Here is a 17,638-nt window from a genome sequence, read left to right on the forward strand (position 1 = left end):
TTCATAAGGAGCAAAACATGAAAAGAGGGTATGAAATTTTAAACGATCCGTTCTTGAACAAAGGGACGGCATTTAGCAAGGTCGAGCGTGAGCAGCTCGGGCTAGATGGGCTTTTACCGCCGCACATCCAAAGCATCTAGGAGCAGGCCAGTCAGGCGTATTTGCACTTTAAAACAAAGGGCGAAGAGAATAGAAAAGCGTAAATTTTTGATGCAAATTTTTGACACCAACCGCACGCTATTTTACTACCTTTTCAACGAGCATGTGGTCGAATTTATGCCGATAGTTTATGATCCGGTGATCGCCAAGAGTATAGAAAATTACAGCGAATTTTTCGTCAATCCTCAAAATGCGGCTTTCATCTCGATAGAAAACAGTGACGATATAGAGGAAATTTTGAAAAATGCGGCTAGCGGCAGGGAGATCCGCCTCATCGTAGCGACCGATGCGGAGGGCATTTTAGGCATAGGAGACTGGGGCACGAACGGCGTTGATATATCGGTGGGCAAGCTAATGGTTTATAGCGCGGCCGCTGGGATAGATCCCAAGATGGTACTACCTGTCGTGCTTGATGTGGGAACGAACAGACAAAGCCTTCTGGACGATCCGCTTTATCTAGGCAATCGCTTTAAGCGTGTAAGAGGCGATAAATACTACGAATTTATCGATAAATTCGTGCATGCGGACAGAAAGGTCTTTCCTAGATTGTATCTTCACTGGGAGGATTTTGGTCGCTCAAATGCCGCCAATATACTTAAAAATACACTAAAAGCATACCGACTTTCAATGACGACATGCAAGGCACAGGCATCATCACCTTAGCCGCTATCTTGTGCGGGCTTGAAATTTCAAAAGAAAAGCTAAAAGATCAAATTTACGTCTGCTTTGGCGCGGGGACTGCAGGAGCGGGCATAGTAAATCGCGTCTATCTCGAGATGCTACAACAAGGCGTGAGCGAGACCGAGGCGAAGTCTAAATTTTATCTAGTAGATAAGCAAGGGCTGCTCTTTGACGATATGGACGATCTTACGCCGGAGCAAAAGTCTTTTGCAAGGAAACGAGAGGAATTTATGGATCCGGATACTCTCATAAGCCTCGCTGCAGTCGTCAAAAGAGTGCATCCGACGATCCTTGTAGGCACATCGACCACGCCTCATACATTTACCAAAGAGATAGTCCAAGAGATGTCAAAGCACACGGCGCGCCCTATGATATTTCCTCTAAGCAACCCGACCGAGCTAGCCGAAGCTACGGCGAACGACCTTATAGCGTGGAGCGACGGCAAGGCGCTAGTAGCCACCGGCATCCCGGTAGAGCCGGTCGTTTATAAGGGCGTTACATACGAGATAGGACAGGCGAATAACGCGCTGATGTATCCTGGCCTCGGGCTTGGAGTGATGTCTGTCGACGCTTCGTTGCTCACTGATAAAATGATAAGTGCGGCGGCACACTCCCTAAAAGGCATGATAGATACCGATAAGCTGGGGGCTGCACTCTTGCCGCCTGTATCGAGATTGACGCAGTTTTCTCAGGTCGTAGCCGAGGCGGTGGCTACTACCGCAATCGCTCAGGGCTTAAATAAAGACAAGGTAAAAGACGCCAAAACAGCTGTTTTAAATTTTAGATGGAAGCCTGCTTACGAGGCTTAGCTTGATGTCGCGGAGGTGAGATCCATCTCCACGGCTTTATTAAAATGGCTCTGTTACAATATTTCATTGATTTTAACTTTCAAAAGCGAAGTCAAACCTTGTGAAGCGACGCTATCACCGCCGATTTTCAGAGAAGCCAAAGGTTGAACGCGAAAATCGTGCTATATGTTCGGTGCTTTGCGGAGCGAGCAGGGTTTGCGAAGCAAGTGTCAATGATTTATTATAACAAAGTCATTAAAAATTTATCCTTATCTGCGATGTTTCAAAAAGTAGCATCATAAAATTTCTCACGAGGCTATCACATTTTAAAGGCGGAATTTGATGACTAAAATTCGCTCGGACAAGGTTTTGATTTACTATTTTTTGTAAGGTTAAATTCAAGATATCGACTTTTGTCGCGGTTTTTAATATTGATTCTATCAAAAGATGATAAAGCGCGCAAAATTTCTATCCGTTTTAAAATATAAAATTAAAATTTCATTATAATAAACTTACAAACTTCTAAAGGAGACAACATGGCAAACAAGATCTCAAGACGCGATATGCTCAAAATGAGCATGGTCGGTGCCGGTGCGCTCGCACTAAGCGGCGTAAATGCAGTAGCGGCATCAAGCGAAAAAGACGTCAAATTTGACGAGGAGTATGACATAGTCATCGTAGGAACGGGCTTTGCAGGGCTCTCAGCCGCCTTAAAAGCCAGCGAGCGCGGCAAGAAGGTTTTGATAGTCGAGAAAATGGGCCGTGCGGGCGGAAATTCCGTCATAAACGGCGGAAATATGGCTGCTCCTATGAACAAATACCAAGTCGCTCAAGGCATAAAAGATAGCAAAGAGCTATTTATCGCTGATGCCGTAAAAGACGGGCTTGGACTAAATCACACCGAGCTTTTGAGCACGATGTTTGATAAAAGCAACGATGCCGTCGCACTCCTTGAAAAATGCGGCGCTCAGTTTTCAGATAAGCTGATATTTGAGAGCGGTCACAGCGTGGCTAGAAGCTTGCAAGCCACAAACGCTTCAGGCTCTGGCTATATCCAGCCTATGTTAAAAGTGCTTGGCGAGGATAAAAACGTCACTATCAAAACGAGGACGAAATTTGACGACTTCGTGCTAAACGACGCCGGGAAAGTGGTAGGAATTTTAGCTCGCGAGAACTATAAATTTGACGCCAAGCTCTTTAGCGACGACATGGAAAATACAAGCGGCGATAAAAAGGCCTATAAGGCTAAAGACGGCGTATTGCTGGCTGCAGGCGGCTTTGGACGCGACCTCTGGTATCGCCAGATCCAAGATCCTCGCATAGTGCCTACGATAGACAGCACCAACCAACAAGGCTCAAGCGCGGGAGCGATGCTAAAAGCGACCGATCTAGGCGCTATCACGCTTCAGACTTCGTGGATACAGTTCTTGCCATACTGCTCGCCTGATGAAAAGGGCTTTGGCGCAGCTGTGAATTTCACCAACCACTGCTGCAACACTTACGGCATAACGGTAAATCCAAAAACAGGCAAGCGCTTCATGAACGAGCATGCCGGTCGTAAGATCAAGTCAGACGCGTGCTTTGCAGTCATCGGCAAAGACGAGAACTACCCGGTCAACCTTTGCGACCAACAAGCAGTAGACGCGAGAAATCCTATCTACACATCTCGCCCGTTAGAGGCCGGCGTCATCTGGAAATTTGATACCCTTGACGCGCTCGCCGCGCATTTTAAGATCCCTGCTGATGCGCTCAAAGAAAGCGTCAAAAAATATAACGAAGGAGTAGCCGCAGGAAAAGACGAATTTGGCAAGCCGGTGGATAAACTAGGTGGCATAAACATCTCAAAACCACCATTTTATGCGAGTCGCACTATGCCAAAAGTCCACCACACTTGCGGAGGCCTCGAGATAAACACAAAGGCTCAAGTGATCTCTTATAAAACGCATAAGCCAATAGATGGTCTATATGCTGCAGGCGAGATAACAGGCGGTGTGCATGGAGCCAGCCGTCTGGGAACATACGCGATACTTGATTGTATGGTGTTTGGTATGATCGTCGGAGAGACGATGTAAAAAAGCACAAAGGATCGATTTGCCGCGCTTTTGGCAAATCGGCCCTTTATTTTATATGTTTGGCTGCTTGCTCTCGCGCAAGCGACTACTAAAAATAGGCTCTGTTGCAATATTTAATTGATTTTTAACTTTCAAAAGCGAAGTCAAATCCTGTGAAGCGACGCTATCGCCGCCGATTTACAGGGAAGCGGTAGCTGACTGCGTAAATCGTGCTATACGTTCGGCGCCTTGCGGAGTGAGCAGGGTTTGCAAAGCGAGTACCAATGGTTTATTATGACAGAGTCTAAAAACATTAAAATGCCATTATCGTAGCGGGCTAAGCCTTGCTAAATTTCACTTCAAAGGATGTGAGCTTTTCATCGCTTTGGCAGGTTATTTTAAAATTCAGCTCGTCGCAAAATTTCTTTACGATATTCAGCCCTATGCCAAAGCCGCCGTTTTGCTCGTCAAATCTCGTATAAAGCTCGAAAATATGCGGTAAATTTTGCTTTGCGATACCTTTGCCGCTATTTTTTATATTTAGCTCGCCGGGGGTTAAATTTACGCTGATATTTCCGCCTTCGTTGCAGTATTTTACGGCGTTTGAGAGTAGGTTGTCGATGATCTTTCTTAGCTTGAATTTCGAGGTGAAAAGCGATACGTCGTTTGCTAGATCAAGCTTTAAATTTATATTTTTTTGCTCGATGCTGGTGCTAAAATACTCTATCCTCTCGCTTAGCATCCGAGTTAAATCCAGCCGCTCTTTTTCATCATTTGCACCGTTTTTCAGTCTCAAAGCGACTAGGTCCTCGTAAAGATTTGCTATCGTAGTGGCCGCGGTTTTGATGTTGCTTAGGTATTTGGCGGGATCGCTCTTAAAAAGCTCTATACTCATCAAAATGACGCTTAAAGGCGTGTTTATCTCGTGCGTGGTGTCGCGTATGAAACCATCTAGGAATTCTATCCTTTCATAAAGCGGGCGCAAAGAGAGCCTGATGATAAAATAAGCTATCAGTAAGACCGCCGCCAAAACGCCCAGCGAGGCGAATAAAATTTTAAGCTTGAGCCTGAAAAGCTTCGTTTTCACGCCGGTCGTTTTGATGGCTATGTAGTATTCATTTTGAGCGTTTTTATCGGCGATGTTAAACTGCACGACCAGGCTGTTGCCATCCTCGTAGCTACTTGGCATATTTGGCCTTACATCAAAGTCGTCTTCGATGACATCGCCTGTTTTTAGATCCACGACATACGCCTCAAAGTCATCGAAATCATCATCGTCAAGCTCGCCGTGTTTGTCGAGCTTGATCTGAAGTTCGCGTCTTAGGTCTCTTAGCTCGAATGTGTCTTTATCGATGATGAACATCTTTTCGTTTTGATAAAATATGCCCGCAAAAAGGACGGTAAATGTGATGCTCGTTAAAAAATATAATAAGAAAATAGGCAGGACATGGCGTTTGTTAAGCATATTTGTATCCGAGCTTAGACTGGCTGATGATGCGCTCCTTGCCTAAAATTTTCCTAAGTCCCGTGATGTAGACTCGAAGGCTTAGCTCGCTAGGGCTCTCATCGTAGCTCCAAATTTCACTATAAATTTCATCTCGGCTTAGGAATTTGTCTTTGTTTTTAAGCAGCAAGCTTAGCAGTTTGGCTTGTTTTTTAGGCATCGACACGATATCATCGCCTTTAAATAAAACTCCCTGGGCCATGTCAAAGCTGAAATTTTCATCTATGCGTTCTCTGGTTTTTGGATTATGCACGAAGGTGCGCCGCAGGATGTTATTGACGCGCAAAAGCAGCTCTTTAAGCTCAAATGGCTTTTTGATGTAGTCGTCGCAACCGCTTACGAAGCCATCTTGCACGTCTTTTAGGGTATTTAGCGAGGTCGTGAATATACAAGGCGTGTTGCGGCCGGTCTCTCTTAGTTCTTTAAGCAGCCTAAAGCCGTTGCCACCGATGATCTTGACGTCAAATATCCACAGATCAAAGCATTTTTCATAGGCTAAATTTAGTGCGTCTTCGTAGTTTTTTACGCTTGTGACGTCAAAATTTTCGCTTTTTAGATACGTGCTCATCATATCAAGCAGCATATTTTCGTCTTCTACGATCAAAATTTTATTCATGGCTTCTCCAAAACATCAAATTATACTTAAAATTTTGCCTGTTTTGTAGCGTTAGGGTAGGCCTTGCTCATCGCAAAGCCTAAATTCGCATCAGTCGTGCTTTTTGTCAAATTTTTTACCGTCCATAAAGCCACCCTCATGACGATGTTTGTCAAAGTCATCATCCATTTTCTTGAGCTCTATGTCTAGCCTGTCGGCATCTTTTACACTTAGAGCCGAGACTTTTTCGTTGTAGCCGGTTCTAAAATCCTGCATAAATTTATACCTGTCAGCCGCGCTCATGGCCTCAAGCTTCTTTCTCATTTCAGACTTGAAGCCTCTTTTGGTGTCCTTTATCTGGGCTTTTAGCTCACCCACGCGCTTGTCTATCTCAAAGGCTATGTCGCTTAGCGTTTTTGCATCGGCGTTTGCCATCATCGCGTAAAGCTCCTCGTTCGTGCTCTTCTCAAGTGAAGCGGCAAACATACTTCCAGCCATCAAGACGGCTACTAAAACTATTTTTTTCATCTTTTCTCCTTTAAAAAATATGAGTGTATTTTAAATAAAACTTGTGAAGAAAAGGTTAAATCATATGGGGTAAATTTTTAAAGGTTGCATCTTAATACAGTGCTGATTTTAAAATTCTAGAATATTGTAACGTCGTTTTATAAGATTTGACTATTTTATATTTGGCTTTGTTAAGATACTTCATTGATTTTTAACTTTCAAGAGCGAAGTCAAACCTTGTGAAGCGACGCTATCGCCGCCGATTTACAGGGAAGCGGTAGCTGACCGCGTAAATCGTGCTATATGTTCGGCGCTTTGCGGAGCGAACAGGGTTTGCGAAGCAAGTGTCAATGATTTATTATAATATAGCCTTATATTTTGTAGCGATGGATTAAAATCGGCCGAATAGAATTCGGCCTGAATTTTAGGAGTGGAGTGTGGTGATGTTTAGTCGTTTTTGGCTTTTTCTTCGGGTTCGTCTTTTTTAGTGATATCCCAAATTTCAGCCTCTTTTATGCTTAGAGCACAGACTCTTTCGTTGTATCTTGCGCTAAAATCTCTCACGAAGTCATCTCTTTGTTCTTTAGCAAGAGTCTCGAGCTTGTTTTGCATTTTGGCTTCAAATGCCGCTTTTGCAGTATTTGCTTGCGCTTTTAGCTTGCCAAATCTTTTATCTATCTCAAACGCCATATCGGCAAGTGTTTTAGCGTCAGATCTCGTGATCATTTTTCCAAAGCCAACTTCTTTTGCTTTTGCAAATATCGCCAAAAGATAAGCCTTTGAAGCTATCAGAAGCGTCGGTAGACTTATTTTGTTCTGGCATATCGCTGCAGTTTGATCGCTCATTTTTTCTCCTTTATTTAAAATGTAGGAGAATTGTAGAAAGAATTTGTGAAAGAAAGGTTAAGCCGCGGGGTTAGTCGCCGCCTCTTAAAAATAGTTTTTTGATCTTGTTAAGCCCTAGCTTCATGCCGCTATATTTCATCATTTTAGCCATCTTTTTCCACATGTCAAGCTCGTAGCAAGGATGCGGACAGCGGTGACAGCGCGGTTTTTCTATATGAGGGCAGGCTTGAAGTCTGGCGTAAGCGTATCTGACCATATGCTCACACTCTTTGCAAAGCTCAAATTCCACGCTCGTTATATTTGCTTCGCCGTTGTAGCTCAGGCTTTGCGTGCATTTGTGCTTTGGCTCGTCTTTGTGTTTGTCGGTGCAGTAAATTTGTATGAATTTCGTGACTGTCGCGACCTCGTAGCAAAATTTCTCTCTTGTCATACTATTCTCCTTTTTGGAAATAGTAGCCAAAAAGCGTGAAATTTGATTTGAGATAAATCAAGATATTTTTAGTCCCAAATGTCACAGATCGTTCCGAAATTTCGCCAATGCTCTTTTATAGTCATCCTCGCTGTCTATGCCAATACTCTGGCTTGAGACCTCCAGCATCGCTATGCGCTTGCCGTTTTCAAGAGCGCGCAGCTGTTCTAGCTTTTCGGTACTTTCAAGATGTGAGGTGCGAAGTGAGCAAAATTCGCGTAAATTTAGCGCGCTGTATCCGTAGATGCCAAGGTGAGCTTTGTATTCGTCGCATTTAGCACGGTCAAAAGGTATACGCGAGCGTGAAAAATATAGCGCAAAGCCGTCAAAATCAGTAACGACTTTGACTAGGTTTTTGTCATCGGCAAATTCGCCGCTAACTAGTTTGTAGCATGAAAACATAAAGGCTTTTTCGCGTTTAGCCTCACAAAAGGCTTTGAATTTAGCGATATTTTCAGGCTCTATGAAGGGCTCGTCGGCTTGGACGTTGATGATGATCTCGCGCTCGTCTAGCCCTAAAATTTGCGCCGCTTCGTTTATGCGGTCTGTCCCGCTTTGATGATCTTTGCTCGTCATCACGGCCTTTAGTTCGTGTTTTTGTGCGATGTCAAAGACACTTTCATCATCGACCGCTACTACCACATCATCGCAGCTACTAACGCGTCTAGCCGTAGCCACAAACATCGGCACCCCACCGATATCGCATAAAATTTTATCCTTAAACCTAGTCGAGGCCAGTCGGGCCGGTATGATTATCATTTTTTGATCCATTCTAAAATTTTATTTTCGATCTGGTTTTGGGCTATCACTTCAGGGTGTAGGATCGGCGCGTCAAATAGCGCATCTATCGCCTCAGGCACTGTGTCGTTTAAAATTTCAGCCATCTTTTTTAGCCCCTCTTTTTCGCCGCCTTTTACCTTCACGTCGCAGGCTTTTAGCATACTTGGCGTAAATTTCACCCAGTGCGCGGTCGAGGTTATGACGTTTATACGGGAGCTGTCTACCATTTTTAGGCATGTTGCGGTATGCGGGTCGATCGCTACGCCTTTTTTAGCCCAGGAGCTTATGTAGCTTTCACACTCCTTGTCGGTGCAAAAGTCCGCCTCAAAGTCCTCTTTTAGCGCTGCTAGTTCGTGTGCCTTGAGCTTGTAAAATTTATTTTTATTAAGCTCGTCCATGAGCTCTTTCGTGCGCACGGAGCCAAATTTATCAAAGAGTAGGCGCTCGATGTTAGAGCTTAACAAGATATCCATGGCCGGGCTTATGGTCTTGACTAAGGTTTTGTTCCTTAGATCGTAAATGCCCGTCGTAAAAAGCTCGGTCAAGATATTGTTGGCGTTTGAAGAGATCTTTATCTTGCCTATTTTCGCGCCCATTTTTTTAGCGTAATAAGCCCCCAAGGCGTTGCCGAAATTCCCGCTTGGCACGATGATGTCAAAGCTCTCGTTTTTGCCTAGTTTGCCAAGCTTTAAAAGGCGTGCGTAGGCGTATGCGTGGTAGATGATCTGAAACAAAATCCTGCCAAAATTTACGGAGTTTGCCGCGCTTAGCAAAAGACGATTTTTAGCCAGTTCGCTTTTAAAATTTTCACTTGCCAGAAGCGTTTTTAATGCGCGCTGAGCGTCGTCGAAGTTACCTTTTATGCCAAAGACCTTTAAATTTTCGCCGGGCATGCAGACCATTTGGAGTCGCTGGACCTCGCTCGTGCCGCCCGTAGGATACAAGCAGATGGCTTTTATATTTTTAGCGTCTGCGAAGGTTTGTAGAGTCGCCGGACCGGTGTCGCCGCTCGTGGCGCACATTATGAGGTAGTTTTCGCCTCGTTTTTGCGCGAGCTTGCTTAAAATTTCACCGAAAGGCTGAAGCGCCATATCCTTAAAAGCGCGTGTGGGCCCATGATAAAGCTCGTTTATGTATAGATTTTTATCAAGTCTTTTAAACTCGGCCGGCGTATTTGGTCGGTCGAAATTTTTATAGCGTCTCAAGGCCTTTTTAAAGCTTGCCTCGTCGATGTCGAATTTAAAGAGCGAGATGATAGCCAGTGCCAGCTTTTCGTAGCTTAACGCGCTTAGATCTCGCCATGCTTTAGCGCTTATCTTTGGAAGCTTCGTCGGTGCGTAAAGTCCGCCGTGGACGCTGCTTGGATTTAGCAGTGCGGTACTTAAATTTACATTTTTTACCTTTTCGTTTTTGTCCGCTCTTGTGGGTGTGAGTCTCATTTTTTGCCTTTTGTTTGATTTTTTACCCAAATTTTGTATTTTTTATAGATATCTTTTGGCTTGAAAGATAGAATTTCAGGTAGCTCGTAGTCGTGATTTGCTTTTATGAATTTAGCTATTTTTTTAAATTTAGCGTCCGTCTTGATGAGTAGAATTCTCTCTTTCTCGTCGCAAATTTTATCGTCCCAGACGTAAAGACTATCTGCTTTTGTGCTACTGACGCAAGCGGCCAAGCCATTTTTGATGAGCTTTTTGCCTAGCATTTTGGCCGCCTTTTTATCAGCGACCGAGGTCATTAAAATTTTCATCCTTTTATCATCGTCCCTATGCCGTCATCGGTAAAGAGCTCTAGTAGCAGCGAATGAGGCAGCCTGCCGTCAAGTATGTGTGCATTTGCGACGCCGTTTTTGACGCATTCAAGTGCCGCATCGACCTTTGGTATCATGCCGCCGTTTATCGTGCCGTCCTCTTTTAGTGCGGTTATATGTGCCTCGTTTAGTTTGCTGATCAAATTTCCGTCTTTATCCAGTATCCCGCGTGTGTCGGTGAGAAATATCACGCGTTCGGCCTTTAGCGCGCTTGCTATCTTGCTCGCGCACAAATCGGCGTTTATGTTGTAGCTGTTGGCCTCGTCGTCAGTGGCGACAGGAGCGACGACCGGGATCAGGCCGTTTTCGAGCAGGCCGTTTAAGACGTAGGTATTTACGCGCTCTATCTCGCCCACAAAGCCGTATTTGCCGTTATTTAAAATTCTTGCCTTGAGTAAATTCGCATCTTTGCCGCTCACGCCGATCGCTCTTGCGCCGTTTTTGTTCAAAAGCGCGGTGATCTCTTTGTTGATATTGCCGCTAAGTACCATTTCGACGATCTCCATAGCCTCTTTGTCGGTCACGCGAAGCCCGTCTACGAACTCACTTTTTATATGCAAACGATCAAGGTAGGAATTTATCTTTTTACCGCCGCCATGCACGACCACGACTTTGCAACCTACAAGCTGAAGCAGCGCTATATCGCGAACGAAGTCGTTTTTGAGCGTATCATCTATCTGTGCGGAGCCGCCGTATTTGACGATGAAAATTTTATTGCGAAATTTTTGAATATAAGGCAGGGCCGAGATGATGACCTGCGCGACTTGTAGTGAATTTTGCACTTCGATCCTTCGCTAAAAATGTCAGATTATAACAAAATGCGCTTAAATTTTAGATTGTATCAGCGTTTTAAACTCTTGACTAAGCGTCGTTTCTAACGTAATGAGCGAGATCGGCAGGCCAAAGTCTCGCACCTTTACGTAGTCCTTTCGCGTCATCAAAAGCGAGCTTGCCTCATGCTCTTTTAAAATTTGAGTGAGCTCGTCCTTGCAAAAGCTGTAATGATCGGGGTAAAATACCTGCGCTAGCGTATCTTTAAAAAACGGCTCTAAGCGCGCCGGGTTGGCTATGCCGGTCACTAGCACCATTTTTGGTGTGGGATTTTCGATCCTGCTCTTTCTAAAGTGCGTCTGGTCCGGTTCGGCGATAAAGTCTGCAAATTTATAAAAGCTTACCGGATAGCGGTAAGCGCCGCTAGGGATAGTGAAATTTAGCGTGGGCTTTGGAGTAGGGCGCAACAAGATGTCAAATTTTTTGATATGAAATTTACCAAAGCCATCGTCCATCAGGACATATCTGGCGCCGGCGTTTTTGGCAAATTCTATCGCCTCATCGCGGTTTTCGCTGACGATGACGTTTGCATCTTTGACGCTTATGGCGTATTCCATGGCCTCATCGCCGCTCGTGCGTGTGTCTGCTAAAATTTCACCGTTTTTGCAGACTACCAGCATGCCCTTAGAGGCTCTTTTGTAGCCTCTTAGCACGATGAATGCACCTTTAAATTCATTTGCAATGGCGATGCAAAGCGGAGTTTTGCCGCTTCCACCAAGGCTTAAATTCCCCACGCTTAAAATTTTGATGCCAAAGTCTTTTTTGCGGCTTAAAATTTTTTTGATCCAAATGATGGCGGTATAAACGAGACTAAGCGGTAAAAGTGCGTAGGCCAGCAGCTTTTGAGGGAGGCTTGGGCGATAAAAATATCCGTTCGCCCAAGCGTGTAAAATTTGCTCGAAGCTGCTTTTAGGCACGATTTTTCAGTATCTCTTTTATCGTGTCGCAGATATAGTAAACGTCCTCGTCTTTCAGCCCGTCGTAGATAGGCAGCGAAAGCACCTGCTGATAGACCTTTAGCGCAGTTGGGAAGTCATTTACTTTAAGCGCATATTTATTTTTATAATAGCTTAGCAGGTGTATCGGGATATAATGTAAAGACGTGTGTATGCCGCGTTCTAGTAGCTCTCTTGCAAAGCCGTCACGATTTTTATTTACTTTTATGATGTATTGAGAGTAGATGTGATCGCGTTTTTTTACAGGCGTGGCGATCTGCGGATAGCCTGCTAGCTCCTTATCGTAGATCGCAGCTATCTCTCGCTGGCGTTTTATGAAGCCGTCGTTTTTTTCTAGCTGGGCTAGTGAAAATGCTGCATTCAGCGCGTTTATATCGTATTTTAGTCCGATATCCACGACGTCGTAGATGTAGCTTAGGTTGCCGTATTTATCGATGCCATTTACCAGCGCGTAGTTGCGAAGCAGCCTAGCATTTTTGGCGATCTCGTCGTCATTTGTCGTGAAAAATCCGGCTGTGGAGATTGGATTTTGCACTTGAGAATTTGTCTGAAAGCACGATAAAAACGAGTCTTTACTGCCTACTTTCTTGCCATTGTAAGTAAATCCTATAGCCCTGTTTGCATCGTCTAAAATTTGAACATCATAGCGTTCGCCTATCTCCTTTATCTCGTCCATTTGCGCACTTTGACCGGCTATATGAGTGACGAAGGCGCATTTTAGCTTTTTGTGGTTTTGCTCTTTTAAAATTTTCTCGAGTGCATCGGGGTTGATATTAAAATCATCCTCATTTATATCCACGAATATCGGCTCCGCATCAAAATGGCGGATCGCCTGAGCCACGCTAGGAAAGGCATTTACCGAGCAGATTATCTTATCGCCACGCTTGATGTGCATGGCGCTAAGCGCCAGATGGTGCGCCGCCGCGCTGTTGTTTGTCGTGATAACATGTTTTGCGTCAAAATACTTCTTCAGAGCCTCTTCAAATTTGTCTATTATGCTGTTTGGATCTTGTCCGTATAGGACCTCTTTGATAAGCTCACTTTCGCGCTCTGTGACTGTTGGTTTGTAAAATGAAATTTCTTTCATCATAAATCCTTTTAAATTTTTGCTATCAACGGCATTTGTCGCTTAAATTTATTCGATTCTACCCTTTTTACGATCTCGTCGACCGTATCTTGTCCAAATTTATCGACGCTTGCGCCTAAATTCCCTCCTGCTATACCTTTTAATATCTCATCTATCGTTTCATAAGTGTATCCGATGTCGTCCTCGTCGCTTTGACCATCCCAAAGATCGGCGCTTGGCGCTTTGTTTATGATGTTTTCATCGACTCCAAGATACTTTGCGAATTCAAAAATTTCAGTTTTATAAAGCTCGCCGATAGGATTTATCGCACATGCCAGGTCACCAAAGATAGTGCCGTATCCTAGCATCAGCTCGCTTTTGTTGCTGGTGCCTACGACTAGAGCGTTTATGCTGGCCGAGTAGTCATACAGCAGACTCATGCGCACCCTTGCGCTTAAATTTCCTTTACGAAGTTTGTCTATGTTTTCGCCTATAGAGTCGCCAAATGCGTCAAGGATGGCTTGGATATTTAAAATTTTAAAATTTAAGCCAAGTTTTTTACATAAATTTAACGCATCGTCTATATTTTTGGCACTTGAAGCACTTGTTGGCATTATGAGAGCGTGGGTGTTTTTTGGCATAGCAGTCGCGCACAAAGTGGCTACTACCGCAGAGTCTATACCTCCACTCACACCTATAAGCAGATTTTTAGATTTGCTTTTTTTTGTAATGTAATCTTTTAAGAATTCAACTAAAATTTTCTTTATGCTTTCGTAATTTCTCATCTTTGTACCGATTTATTTTTATGAGTTCAATTATACTAGTTTTATTTTAAAATTTTCCTTTAAGTTTAAGGAATTTATTGTAAAATTCTTAAAAATTTAAATTAAAGTATAAAAATGCAAGTTTTATCTAAAAATTTCGGGCCGTATATGACAAATTGCTACATCGTAAAAACTCCTGGCGGCGATATCATCATAGACCCCGGAGAGGGTGCGAAAGAGTGGGTCAAGCAAAATGCAAAAGATGCAAAAGCCATACTTTGTACGCATGGGCACTTTGATCATATATTTGACGTAAAAGCCCTAAAAGACGAGCTTGGTTTGCCTGTTTATATCAATGAAAATGACGCATTTATGGTGCAAAGCGATGTCTTTGGCTACGGATACGAGTGTTTTACCGCCGATGTCTTGATCAGCGGTGATAAGGAGATCATGATCGGTGATATGAGTGTGAGATTTTATCTGTTTAGCGGACATACGCCGGGATGCTCGATGATACAAATCGGCGAGGCTATGTTTAGCGGTGATTTTTTATTTAAAGATAGCATCGGTAGGTGGGATTTCCCGTATTCTAACAAGGAAGACATGATAAAAAGTCTTGAAAAATGTAAGAATTTAAGAGGCGATTTTATCTTACACCCCGGACACGGCGAGCCTAGCACACTTAAGAGAGAACAAGAAAATTTAGATATGTGGATAAGATATGTAAGAAAGAGTTGATATCCGAGCAGGTTTTATACTCGGATATCAAGTGGATTAGAAGCTATATTTTGCTTCGAACCTGATCCTGTCCATTTTGGCTGTCTCGCCATCTTTTTTCTCTTTAGCAGCTGCATACCAAGTCATGAAATTTAGCTTTTTGCTATATTTGTAGTCAAGTTGGCCGTACCACTCGTTTCTTTTGGCTCTTGTTACATCATTACCACTAGTGCTTAGCATATAGCCATACCCTTTACCTGCAGTGTATCCGGCACCGATACCAAATTTATCATATACGTATTTAGCATTTACGAACCAATAGTCGTTTTTGTCTTTGATATTGGTATAGAAATCTGATATGACACCGTTCAAAATTTTACTTGGCTTTATGAGTTTTCCGCTATTTTCTAGAGCAACAAATGATGTTCCTACCGCTCCACCTTCTGCATCATCGGCTTTATAGTTTACATATCCTGCATCAAGGCTAGCACCAAATGCGCCTACGCCGGCTTTTACTCCATAGAAGTTAGCGTCTGTATATTTGTCTTGGTCCGAATCTGCCTCGTTATGAGCATATTGAGCTTGTAAATTGAGCTTCACATCATTTATATTAAAATTTAAAGCGGCATCGCCGGCAAATAAGTTTGCTACTTCATGAAGGTTTGCATACCAAATTTTAAATGCAACCGGATCGAAAGAACCCATAGCGCCTATCGCATATAAATTTGATGATTTGTTTAAACTATCTAAGCCGCCGCTACCGCTTTTTAGCAATACACCATCTACATCAGGATCGTCAATAGCCAAGGCATCAAATGCAGCAGCCATCAAAGTAACGCCGGGAATATCTTTATTCATTATTTTGACACCTGTACCAAAGACATCTTCGTCAAAATATGTGCTGATTAGTTGTTTACCTGCTGTTATGGTAGTATTTTCGTATTTGTAGCCTAGATAGAATTCTCTAACACCAAAGCTTCCAGTTGTATTTGTTGTGTCTGTTTTGGCGTCTTTATGGCCTGAGGTGTCATTGGCTTGATATCTTAAGCCTAAAACTCCAAAGAAGTTATCATCAATAGCCGCTTTAAAGTTTGTAATCATTTTAAATTGATGATTTGCTGATGTATTTTCTTTTGCTGGTTTTGATTTATAATTCTCGCCTTTATCGCTAGTATAACGATACCTTGCAAAGCCAGAAAGATCAACGTTTTTTATAGCCTCTTCAAGTGGTGTCGCACTTGCAACGCTTGAAAATGCACCTAAAGCAACCAAAGCCGCTAGACTAATTTTGGTCAGTTTCATTAAGACTCCTTTAATAAAAGTTTAATGAGAATATTACCATATAAAATTAGTTTTGTAGCTTAATATAAAATTAAATATTTTAAAAAATTACCGTTTATTTACTAAAAGGTGCTAAGCGGATAAAAAGCCTCCTATTTAGCCCCATCTTTTTCTTGTTTTTCTTTAGCGCGTCTTATCGCGGCTTCTTTTTGTATATTTTTTTGCTGGGCGTCAAAGATATGCTCGTCCAAGGTAACCAGCTGAAACGTCCCCTCAAAAATTTTGATCTCTTTTGTATGGCCGGTCACTCGCACTTCGCGTTTTCTGTTTTCGTCAAAGTGCGCTTTAGCTTCAAATTCTACGATATCACCAAGCTTCAATGGGCCGAAAAAATTTATACGAGCGCCGATAGTTACGCAAAATTCCTCATTTATAGCCACAAGTGCGGCGTAGTTTGCCGCCGAAAAGATAAACCCGCTGTGTATGAGCCCTCTGTCGTCCGCGACCATGTCGGCATTGGTGTAAAATTTTGTCTTTGCGTGATTTTTTTCCAAAAAGGTGGTCGTTCCGCTTAAATTCAGCTTTATAGCAGGAGATGTCTTGATGTCGTTTCTAAACGGATTTTCATCCTCGGGCAAGACTATTTGACTCTCTTCGCTAGCTTCGTAAATATTATCATCAGCCATTTTTATCCTTAAATTTTGATTTTTACATATACTCGTTTTGGTGCGGGATAGCCCTCTATCGTTTTGGCGCTGTCGTTTGGATCGAGGAAATTTTGCAAGCTTTGCCCGTCTATCCATGGCGTCTTTCGCTGTTCGCTCATATCCGTTTGCTTCGTGGCTAAAATTTCAAAATCTTTAAATTTCGCCCTCTCGCACCAGCCTTGCAGGGCCTCTATCGTAGGCACGAAATAGATATTTGGTATCTTGGAATAGGTATTTTTGGGGCTTAGGGCAAATTCTCCCCGCATATCGATATACATCGTGTCTAAAAATACCTCTCCGCCCGGATTTAGCGCGCTTTTTAGCTCTTTTAGCATTTTTATCGGATCGCTTCTATGATAGATCACGCCAAGGCAAAAAATAGTGTCGAATTTACTCTCAAAAAACGGCAAATGCTCTACGCCAAGCATTTCGTAAGCGATATTTGTTTTGGCAAAATGGTTTATAAATTTAAACTGAAGCGCCGTGTGGACGCTCGGATCAAAGCCGATCATCTTTTTAGGAGCGAAATTTAGCATCCTAAACATATAATAGCCGTTGTTGCAGCCCACGTCAGCGACGCTTTTGCCGTCTAAATTCAGATGCGGCGCCAAGAGATTAAATTTAATAAAGCTTTGCCACTCGGTGTCGATAAATATATCATCTATCTTAAAAGGCCCTTTACGCCAAGGTTTTAGCGACTTTGCAACGGCGTAAATTTCATCTTTTTTCTTGGCGCTCAAATTTTGAAATTTTATATTTATCGTATCGTTAAATTCACACTCGCAGCAAAGATCTCCAAGCGCCTCTATCGCGCGTGAAATTTCTAAATTTTTACCGCTGTTTAGCTCGTCGAATTTAGCTTTTCTGGCCTTATTTATATCCATTTATTTCCAGTCGATCATATTGTGCGGACACTCTTTTTGATACGTCCCTGTCGCGTCATAATACTCTTTGCAGTCGTTGTAGTATTGCGTCGAAACCCCGCGGTCGTTTAGGTAGATACAACCGTTGAAACTAGCCGCGATAATGGCTAAAAAAATAATCTTTTTCATAGCGCGGATTTTATCATAAAACAGCCAAAATGCCAAAATTTATGCTACAATAAGCCACCAAGGGCTGAGGTCAGCTA

21 protein-coding genes are annotated in these 17,638 nt (G+C 43.1%); 5 read left to right on the forward strand and 16 right to left on the reverse strand.

Going from position 1 to position 17,638, the window contains the following annotated elements:
- Positions 1–17 precede the first annotated feature (17 nt).
- From CCVT_RS10040 to CCVT_RS03760, 4 genes are all read left to right on the forward strand, one after another.
- Positions 18–140, forward strand: a complete 123-nt coding sequence (locus tag CCVT_RS10040; protein WP_018136670.1) for a hypothetical protein — start codon at positions 18–20, stop codon at positions 138–140.
- 70 nt (positions 141–210) lie between these two features.
- Positions 211–822, forward strand: a complete 612-nt coding sequence (locus tag CCVT_RS09800; RefSeq protein ID WP_035160864.1) for an NAD-dependent malic enzyme — start codon at positions 211–213, stop codon at positions 820–822.
- On the forward strand, positions 795–1,649 hold the full coding sequence (gene maeA / locus CCVT_RS09805; protein ID WP_018136669.1) for an oxaloacetate-decarboxylating malate dehydrogenase: 855 nt from the start codon (positions 795–797) through the stop codon (positions 1,647–1,649). The genes CCVT_RS09800 and maeA overlap by 28 nt, the downstream gene beginning before the upstream one ends.
- A 515-nt stretch (positions 1,650–2,164) precedes the next feature.
- On the forward strand, positions 2,165–3,700 hold the full coding sequence (locus tag CCVT_RS03760; protein WP_018136667.1) for a flavocytochrome c: 1,536 nt from the start codon (positions 2,165–2,167) through the stop codon (positions 3,698–3,700).
- A 316-nt stretch (positions 3,701–4,016) separates the two neighbouring features.
- Here CCVT_RS03760 and CCVT_RS03765 read toward each other — a convergent pair whose 3' ends face one another.
- The 12 genes from CCVT_RS03765 to CCVT_RS03820 all read right to left on the reverse strand — a co-directional run bounded on the left by CCVT_RS03765 (position 4,017) and on the right by CCVT_RS03820 (position 13,825).
- Positions 4,017–5,144, reverse strand: a complete 1,128-nt coding sequence (locus CCVT_RS03765) for a sensor histidine kinase (protein ID WP_018136665.1) — start codon at positions 5,142–5,144, stop codon at positions 4,017–4,019.
- Positions 5,137–5,799: a response regulator transcription factor gene (locus tag CCVT_RS03770; RefSeq protein WP_018136664.1), complete on the reverse strand. Its 663-nt coding sequence runs from the start codon at positions 5,797–5,799 to the stop codon at positions 5,137–5,139. Before CCVT_RS03770 ends, CCVT_RS03765 begins: the two co-directional genes overlap by 8 nt.
- Before the next feature lie 90 nt (positions 5,800–5,889).
- Complete coding sequence (locus tag CCVT_RS03775; RefSeq protein WP_018136663.1) at positions 5,890–6,306, reverse strand: DUF1104 domain-containing protein; 417 nt, start codon at positions 6,304–6,306, stop codon at positions 5,890–5,892.
- A gap of 426 nt (positions 6,307–6,732) precedes the next feature.
- The gene (locus CCVT_RS03780) at positions 6,733–7,131 is read right to left on the reverse strand and encodes a hypothetical protein (RefSeq protein WP_018136662.1); all 399 of its coding nucleotides are present in this window, start codon (positions 7,129–7,131) and stop codon (positions 6,733–6,735) included.
- Between the two features lie 70 nt (positions 7,132–7,201).
- Entirely contained in the window at positions 7,202–7,561 is a 360-nt protein-coding gene (locus CCVT_RS03785) for a nitrous oxide-stimulated promoter family protein (RefSeq protein ID WP_018136661.1), read from the reverse strand.
- A gap of 81 nt (positions 7,562–7,642) precedes the next feature.
- Positions 7,643–8,359 carry a 3-deoxy-manno-octulosonate cytidylyltransferase gene (kdsB, locus tag CCVT_RS03790; protein ID WP_018136660.1) on the reverse strand — a complete coding sequence of 239 codons (717 nt, stop codon included), beginning with the start codon at positions 8,357–8,359 and terminating at the stop codon, positions 7,643–7,645.
- The gene (thrC, locus tag CCVT_RS03795) at positions 8,356–9,819 is read right to left on the reverse strand and encodes a threonine synthase (protein ID WP_018136659.1); all 1,464 of its coding nucleotides are present in this window, start codon (positions 9,817–9,819) and stop codon (positions 8,356–8,358) included. Before thrC ends, kdsB begins: the two co-directional genes overlap by 4 nt.
- The gene (gene cutA / locus CCVT_RS03800; protein WP_026175480.1) at positions 9,816–10,127 is read right to left on the reverse strand and encodes a divalent-cation tolerance protein CutA; all 312 of its coding nucleotides are present in this window, start codon (positions 10,125–10,127) and stop codon (positions 9,816–9,818) included. The genes thrC and cutA overlap by 4 nt, the downstream gene beginning before the upstream one ends.
- Positions 10,124–10,969, reverse strand: a complete 846-nt coding sequence (gene argB / locus CCVT_RS03805; RefSeq protein WP_018136657.1) for an acetylglutamate kinase — start codon at positions 10,967–10,969, stop codon at positions 10,124–10,126. Before argB ends, cutA begins: the two co-directional genes overlap by 4 nt.
- A 42-nt stretch (positions 10,970–11,011) precedes the next feature.
- Positions 11,012–11,935, reverse strand: coding sequence for a tetraacyldisaccharide 4'-kinase (locus tag CCVT_RS03810; protein ID WP_018136656.1), 924 nt, complete (start codon positions 11,933–11,935; stop codon positions 11,012–11,014).
- Entirely contained in the window at positions 11,928–13,061 is a 1,134-nt protein-coding gene (locus tag CCVT_RS03815) for a DegT/DnrJ/EryC1/StrS family aminotransferase (RefSeq protein WP_018136655.1), read from the reverse strand. Before CCVT_RS03815 ends, CCVT_RS03810 begins: the two co-directional genes overlap by 8 nt.
- A gap of 11 nt (positions 13,062–13,072) precedes the next feature.
- Positions 13,073–13,825, reverse strand: coding sequence for an NAD+ synthase (locus tag CCVT_RS03820; protein WP_018136654.1), 753 nt, complete (start codon positions 13,823–13,825; stop codon positions 13,073–13,075).
- A 114-nt stretch (positions 13,826–13,939) separates the two neighbouring features.
- Here CCVT_RS03820 and CCVT_RS03825 point away from each other — a divergent pair, with 114 nt between their 5' ends.
- Entirely contained in the window at positions 13,940–14,542 is a 603-nt protein-coding gene (locus CCVT_RS03825; RefSeq protein WP_018136653.1) for an MBL fold metallo-hydrolase, read from the forward strand.
- Between the two features lie 36 nt (positions 14,543–14,578).
- Here the strand turns inward: CCVT_RS03825 and CCVT_RS03830 are convergent, their stop codons facing one another.
- The 4 genes from CCVT_RS03830 to CCVT_RS03845 all read right to left on the reverse strand — a co-directional run bounded on the left by CCVT_RS03830 (position 14,579) and on the right by CCVT_RS03845 (position 17,561).
- Positions 14,579–15,823 carry a major outer membrane protein gene (locus CCVT_RS03830; protein WP_018136652.1) on the reverse strand — a complete coding sequence of 415 codons (1,245 nt, stop codon included), beginning with the start codon at positions 15,821–15,823 and terminating at the stop codon, positions 14,579–14,581.
- Positions 15,824–15,954: 131 nt separating this feature from the next.
- A complete protein-coding gene (locus CCVT_RS03835; RefSeq protein ID WP_018136651.1) occupies positions 15,955–16,488 on the reverse strand; it encodes a PaaI family thioesterase in 534 nt (177 codons plus the stop codon).
- 8 nt (positions 16,489–16,496) lie between these two features.
- Positions 16,497–17,393 carry a tRNA 5-methoxyuridine(34)/uridine 5-oxyacetic acid(34) synthase CmoB gene (gene cmoB / locus CCVT_RS03840; protein WP_018136650.1) on the reverse strand — a complete coding sequence of 299 codons (897 nt, stop codon included), beginning with the start codon at positions 17,391–17,393 and terminating at the stop codon, positions 16,497–16,499.
- Positions 17,394–17,561, reverse strand: coding sequence for a hypothetical protein (locus CCVT_RS03845; protein ID WP_169753837.1), 168 nt, complete (start codon positions 17,559–17,561; stop codon positions 17,394–17,396).
- Positions 17,562–17,638: the final 77 nt, after the last annotated feature.

Origin of the sequence: Campylobacter curvus (assembly GCF_013372125.1) — a bacterium.
Classification (GTDB): domain Bacteria; phylum Campylobacterota; class Campylobacteria; order Campylobacterales; family Campylobacteraceae; genus Campylobacter_A; species Campylobacter_A curvus.

Excerpts from the sequence above, each read along its gene's own strand:
- CCVT_RS10040 (WP_018136670.1), top strand. The coding sequence starts at position 18 with ATGAAAAGAGGGTATGAAATTTTAAACGATCCGTTCTTGAACAAAGGG.
- CCVT_RS09800 (WP_035160864.1), top strand. The coding sequence starts at position 211 with ATGCAAATTTTTGACACCAACCGCACGCTATTTTACTACCTTTTCAAC.
- maeA (WP_018136669.1), top strand. The coding sequence starts at position 795 with ATGCAAGGCACAGGCATCATCACCTTAGCCGCTATCTTGTGCGGGCTT.
- CCVT_RS03760 (WP_018136667.1), top strand. The coding sequence starts at position 2,165 with ATGGCAAACAAGATCTCAAGACGCGATATGCTCAAAATGAGCATGGTC.
- CCVT_RS03765 (WP_018136665.1), bottom strand. The coding sequence starts at position 5,144 with ATGCTTAACAAACGCCATGTCCTGCCTATTTTCTTATTATATTTTTTA.
- CCVT_RS03770 (WP_018136664.1), bottom strand. The coding sequence starts at position 5,799 with ATGAATAAAATTTTGATCGTAGAAGACGAAAATATGCTGCTTGATATG.
- CCVT_RS03775 (WP_018136663.1), bottom strand. The coding sequence starts at position 6,306 with ATGAAAAAAATAGTTTTAGTAGCCGTCTTGATGGCTGGAAGTATGTTT.
- CCVT_RS03780 (WP_018136662.1), bottom strand. The coding sequence starts at position 7,131 with ATGAGCGATCAAACTGCAGCGATATGCCAGAACAAAATAAGTCTACCG.
- CCVT_RS03785 (WP_018136661.1), bottom strand. The coding sequence starts at position 7,561 with ATGACAAGAGAGAAATTTTGCTACGAGGTCGCGACAGTCACGAAATTC.
- kdsB (WP_018136660.1), bottom strand. The coding sequence starts at position 8,359 with ATGATAATCATACCGGCCCGACTGGCCTCGACTAGGTTTAAGGATAAA.
- thrC (WP_018136659.1), bottom strand. The coding sequence starts at position 9,819 with ATGAGACTCACACCCACAAGAGCGGACAAAAACGAAAAGGTAAAAAAT.
- cutA (WP_026175480.1), bottom strand. The coding sequence starts at position 10,127 with ATGAAAATTTTAATGACCTCGGTCGCTGATAAAAAGGCGGCCAAAATG.
- CCVT_RS03815 (WP_018136655.1), bottom strand. The coding sequence starts at position 13,061 with ATGAAAGAAATTTCATTTTACAAACCAACAGTCACAGAGCGCGAAAGT.
- CCVT_RS03820 (WP_018136654.1), bottom strand. The coding sequence starts at position 13,825 with ATGAGAAATTACGAAAGCATAAAGAAAATTTTAGTTGAATTCTTAAAA.
- CCVT_RS03825 (WP_018136653.1), top strand. The coding sequence starts at position 13,940 with ATGCAAGTTTTATCTAAAAATTTCGGGCCGTATATGACAAATTGCTAC.
- CCVT_RS03830 (WP_018136652.1), bottom strand. The coding sequence starts at position 15,823 with ATGAAACTGACCAAAATTAGTCTAGCGGCTTTGGTTGCTTTAGGTGCA.
- CCVT_RS03835 (WP_018136651.1), bottom strand. The coding sequence starts at position 16,488 with ATGGCTGATGATAATATTTACGAAGCTAGCGAAGAGAGTCAAATAGTC.
- cmoB (WP_018136650.1), bottom strand. The coding sequence starts at position 17,393 with ATGGATATAAATAAGGCCAGAAAAGCTAAATTCGACGAGCTAAACAGC.
- CCVT_RS03845 (WP_169753837.1), bottom strand. The coding sequence starts at position 17,561 with ATGAAAAAGATTATTTTTTTAGCCATTATCGCGGCTAGTTTCAACGGT.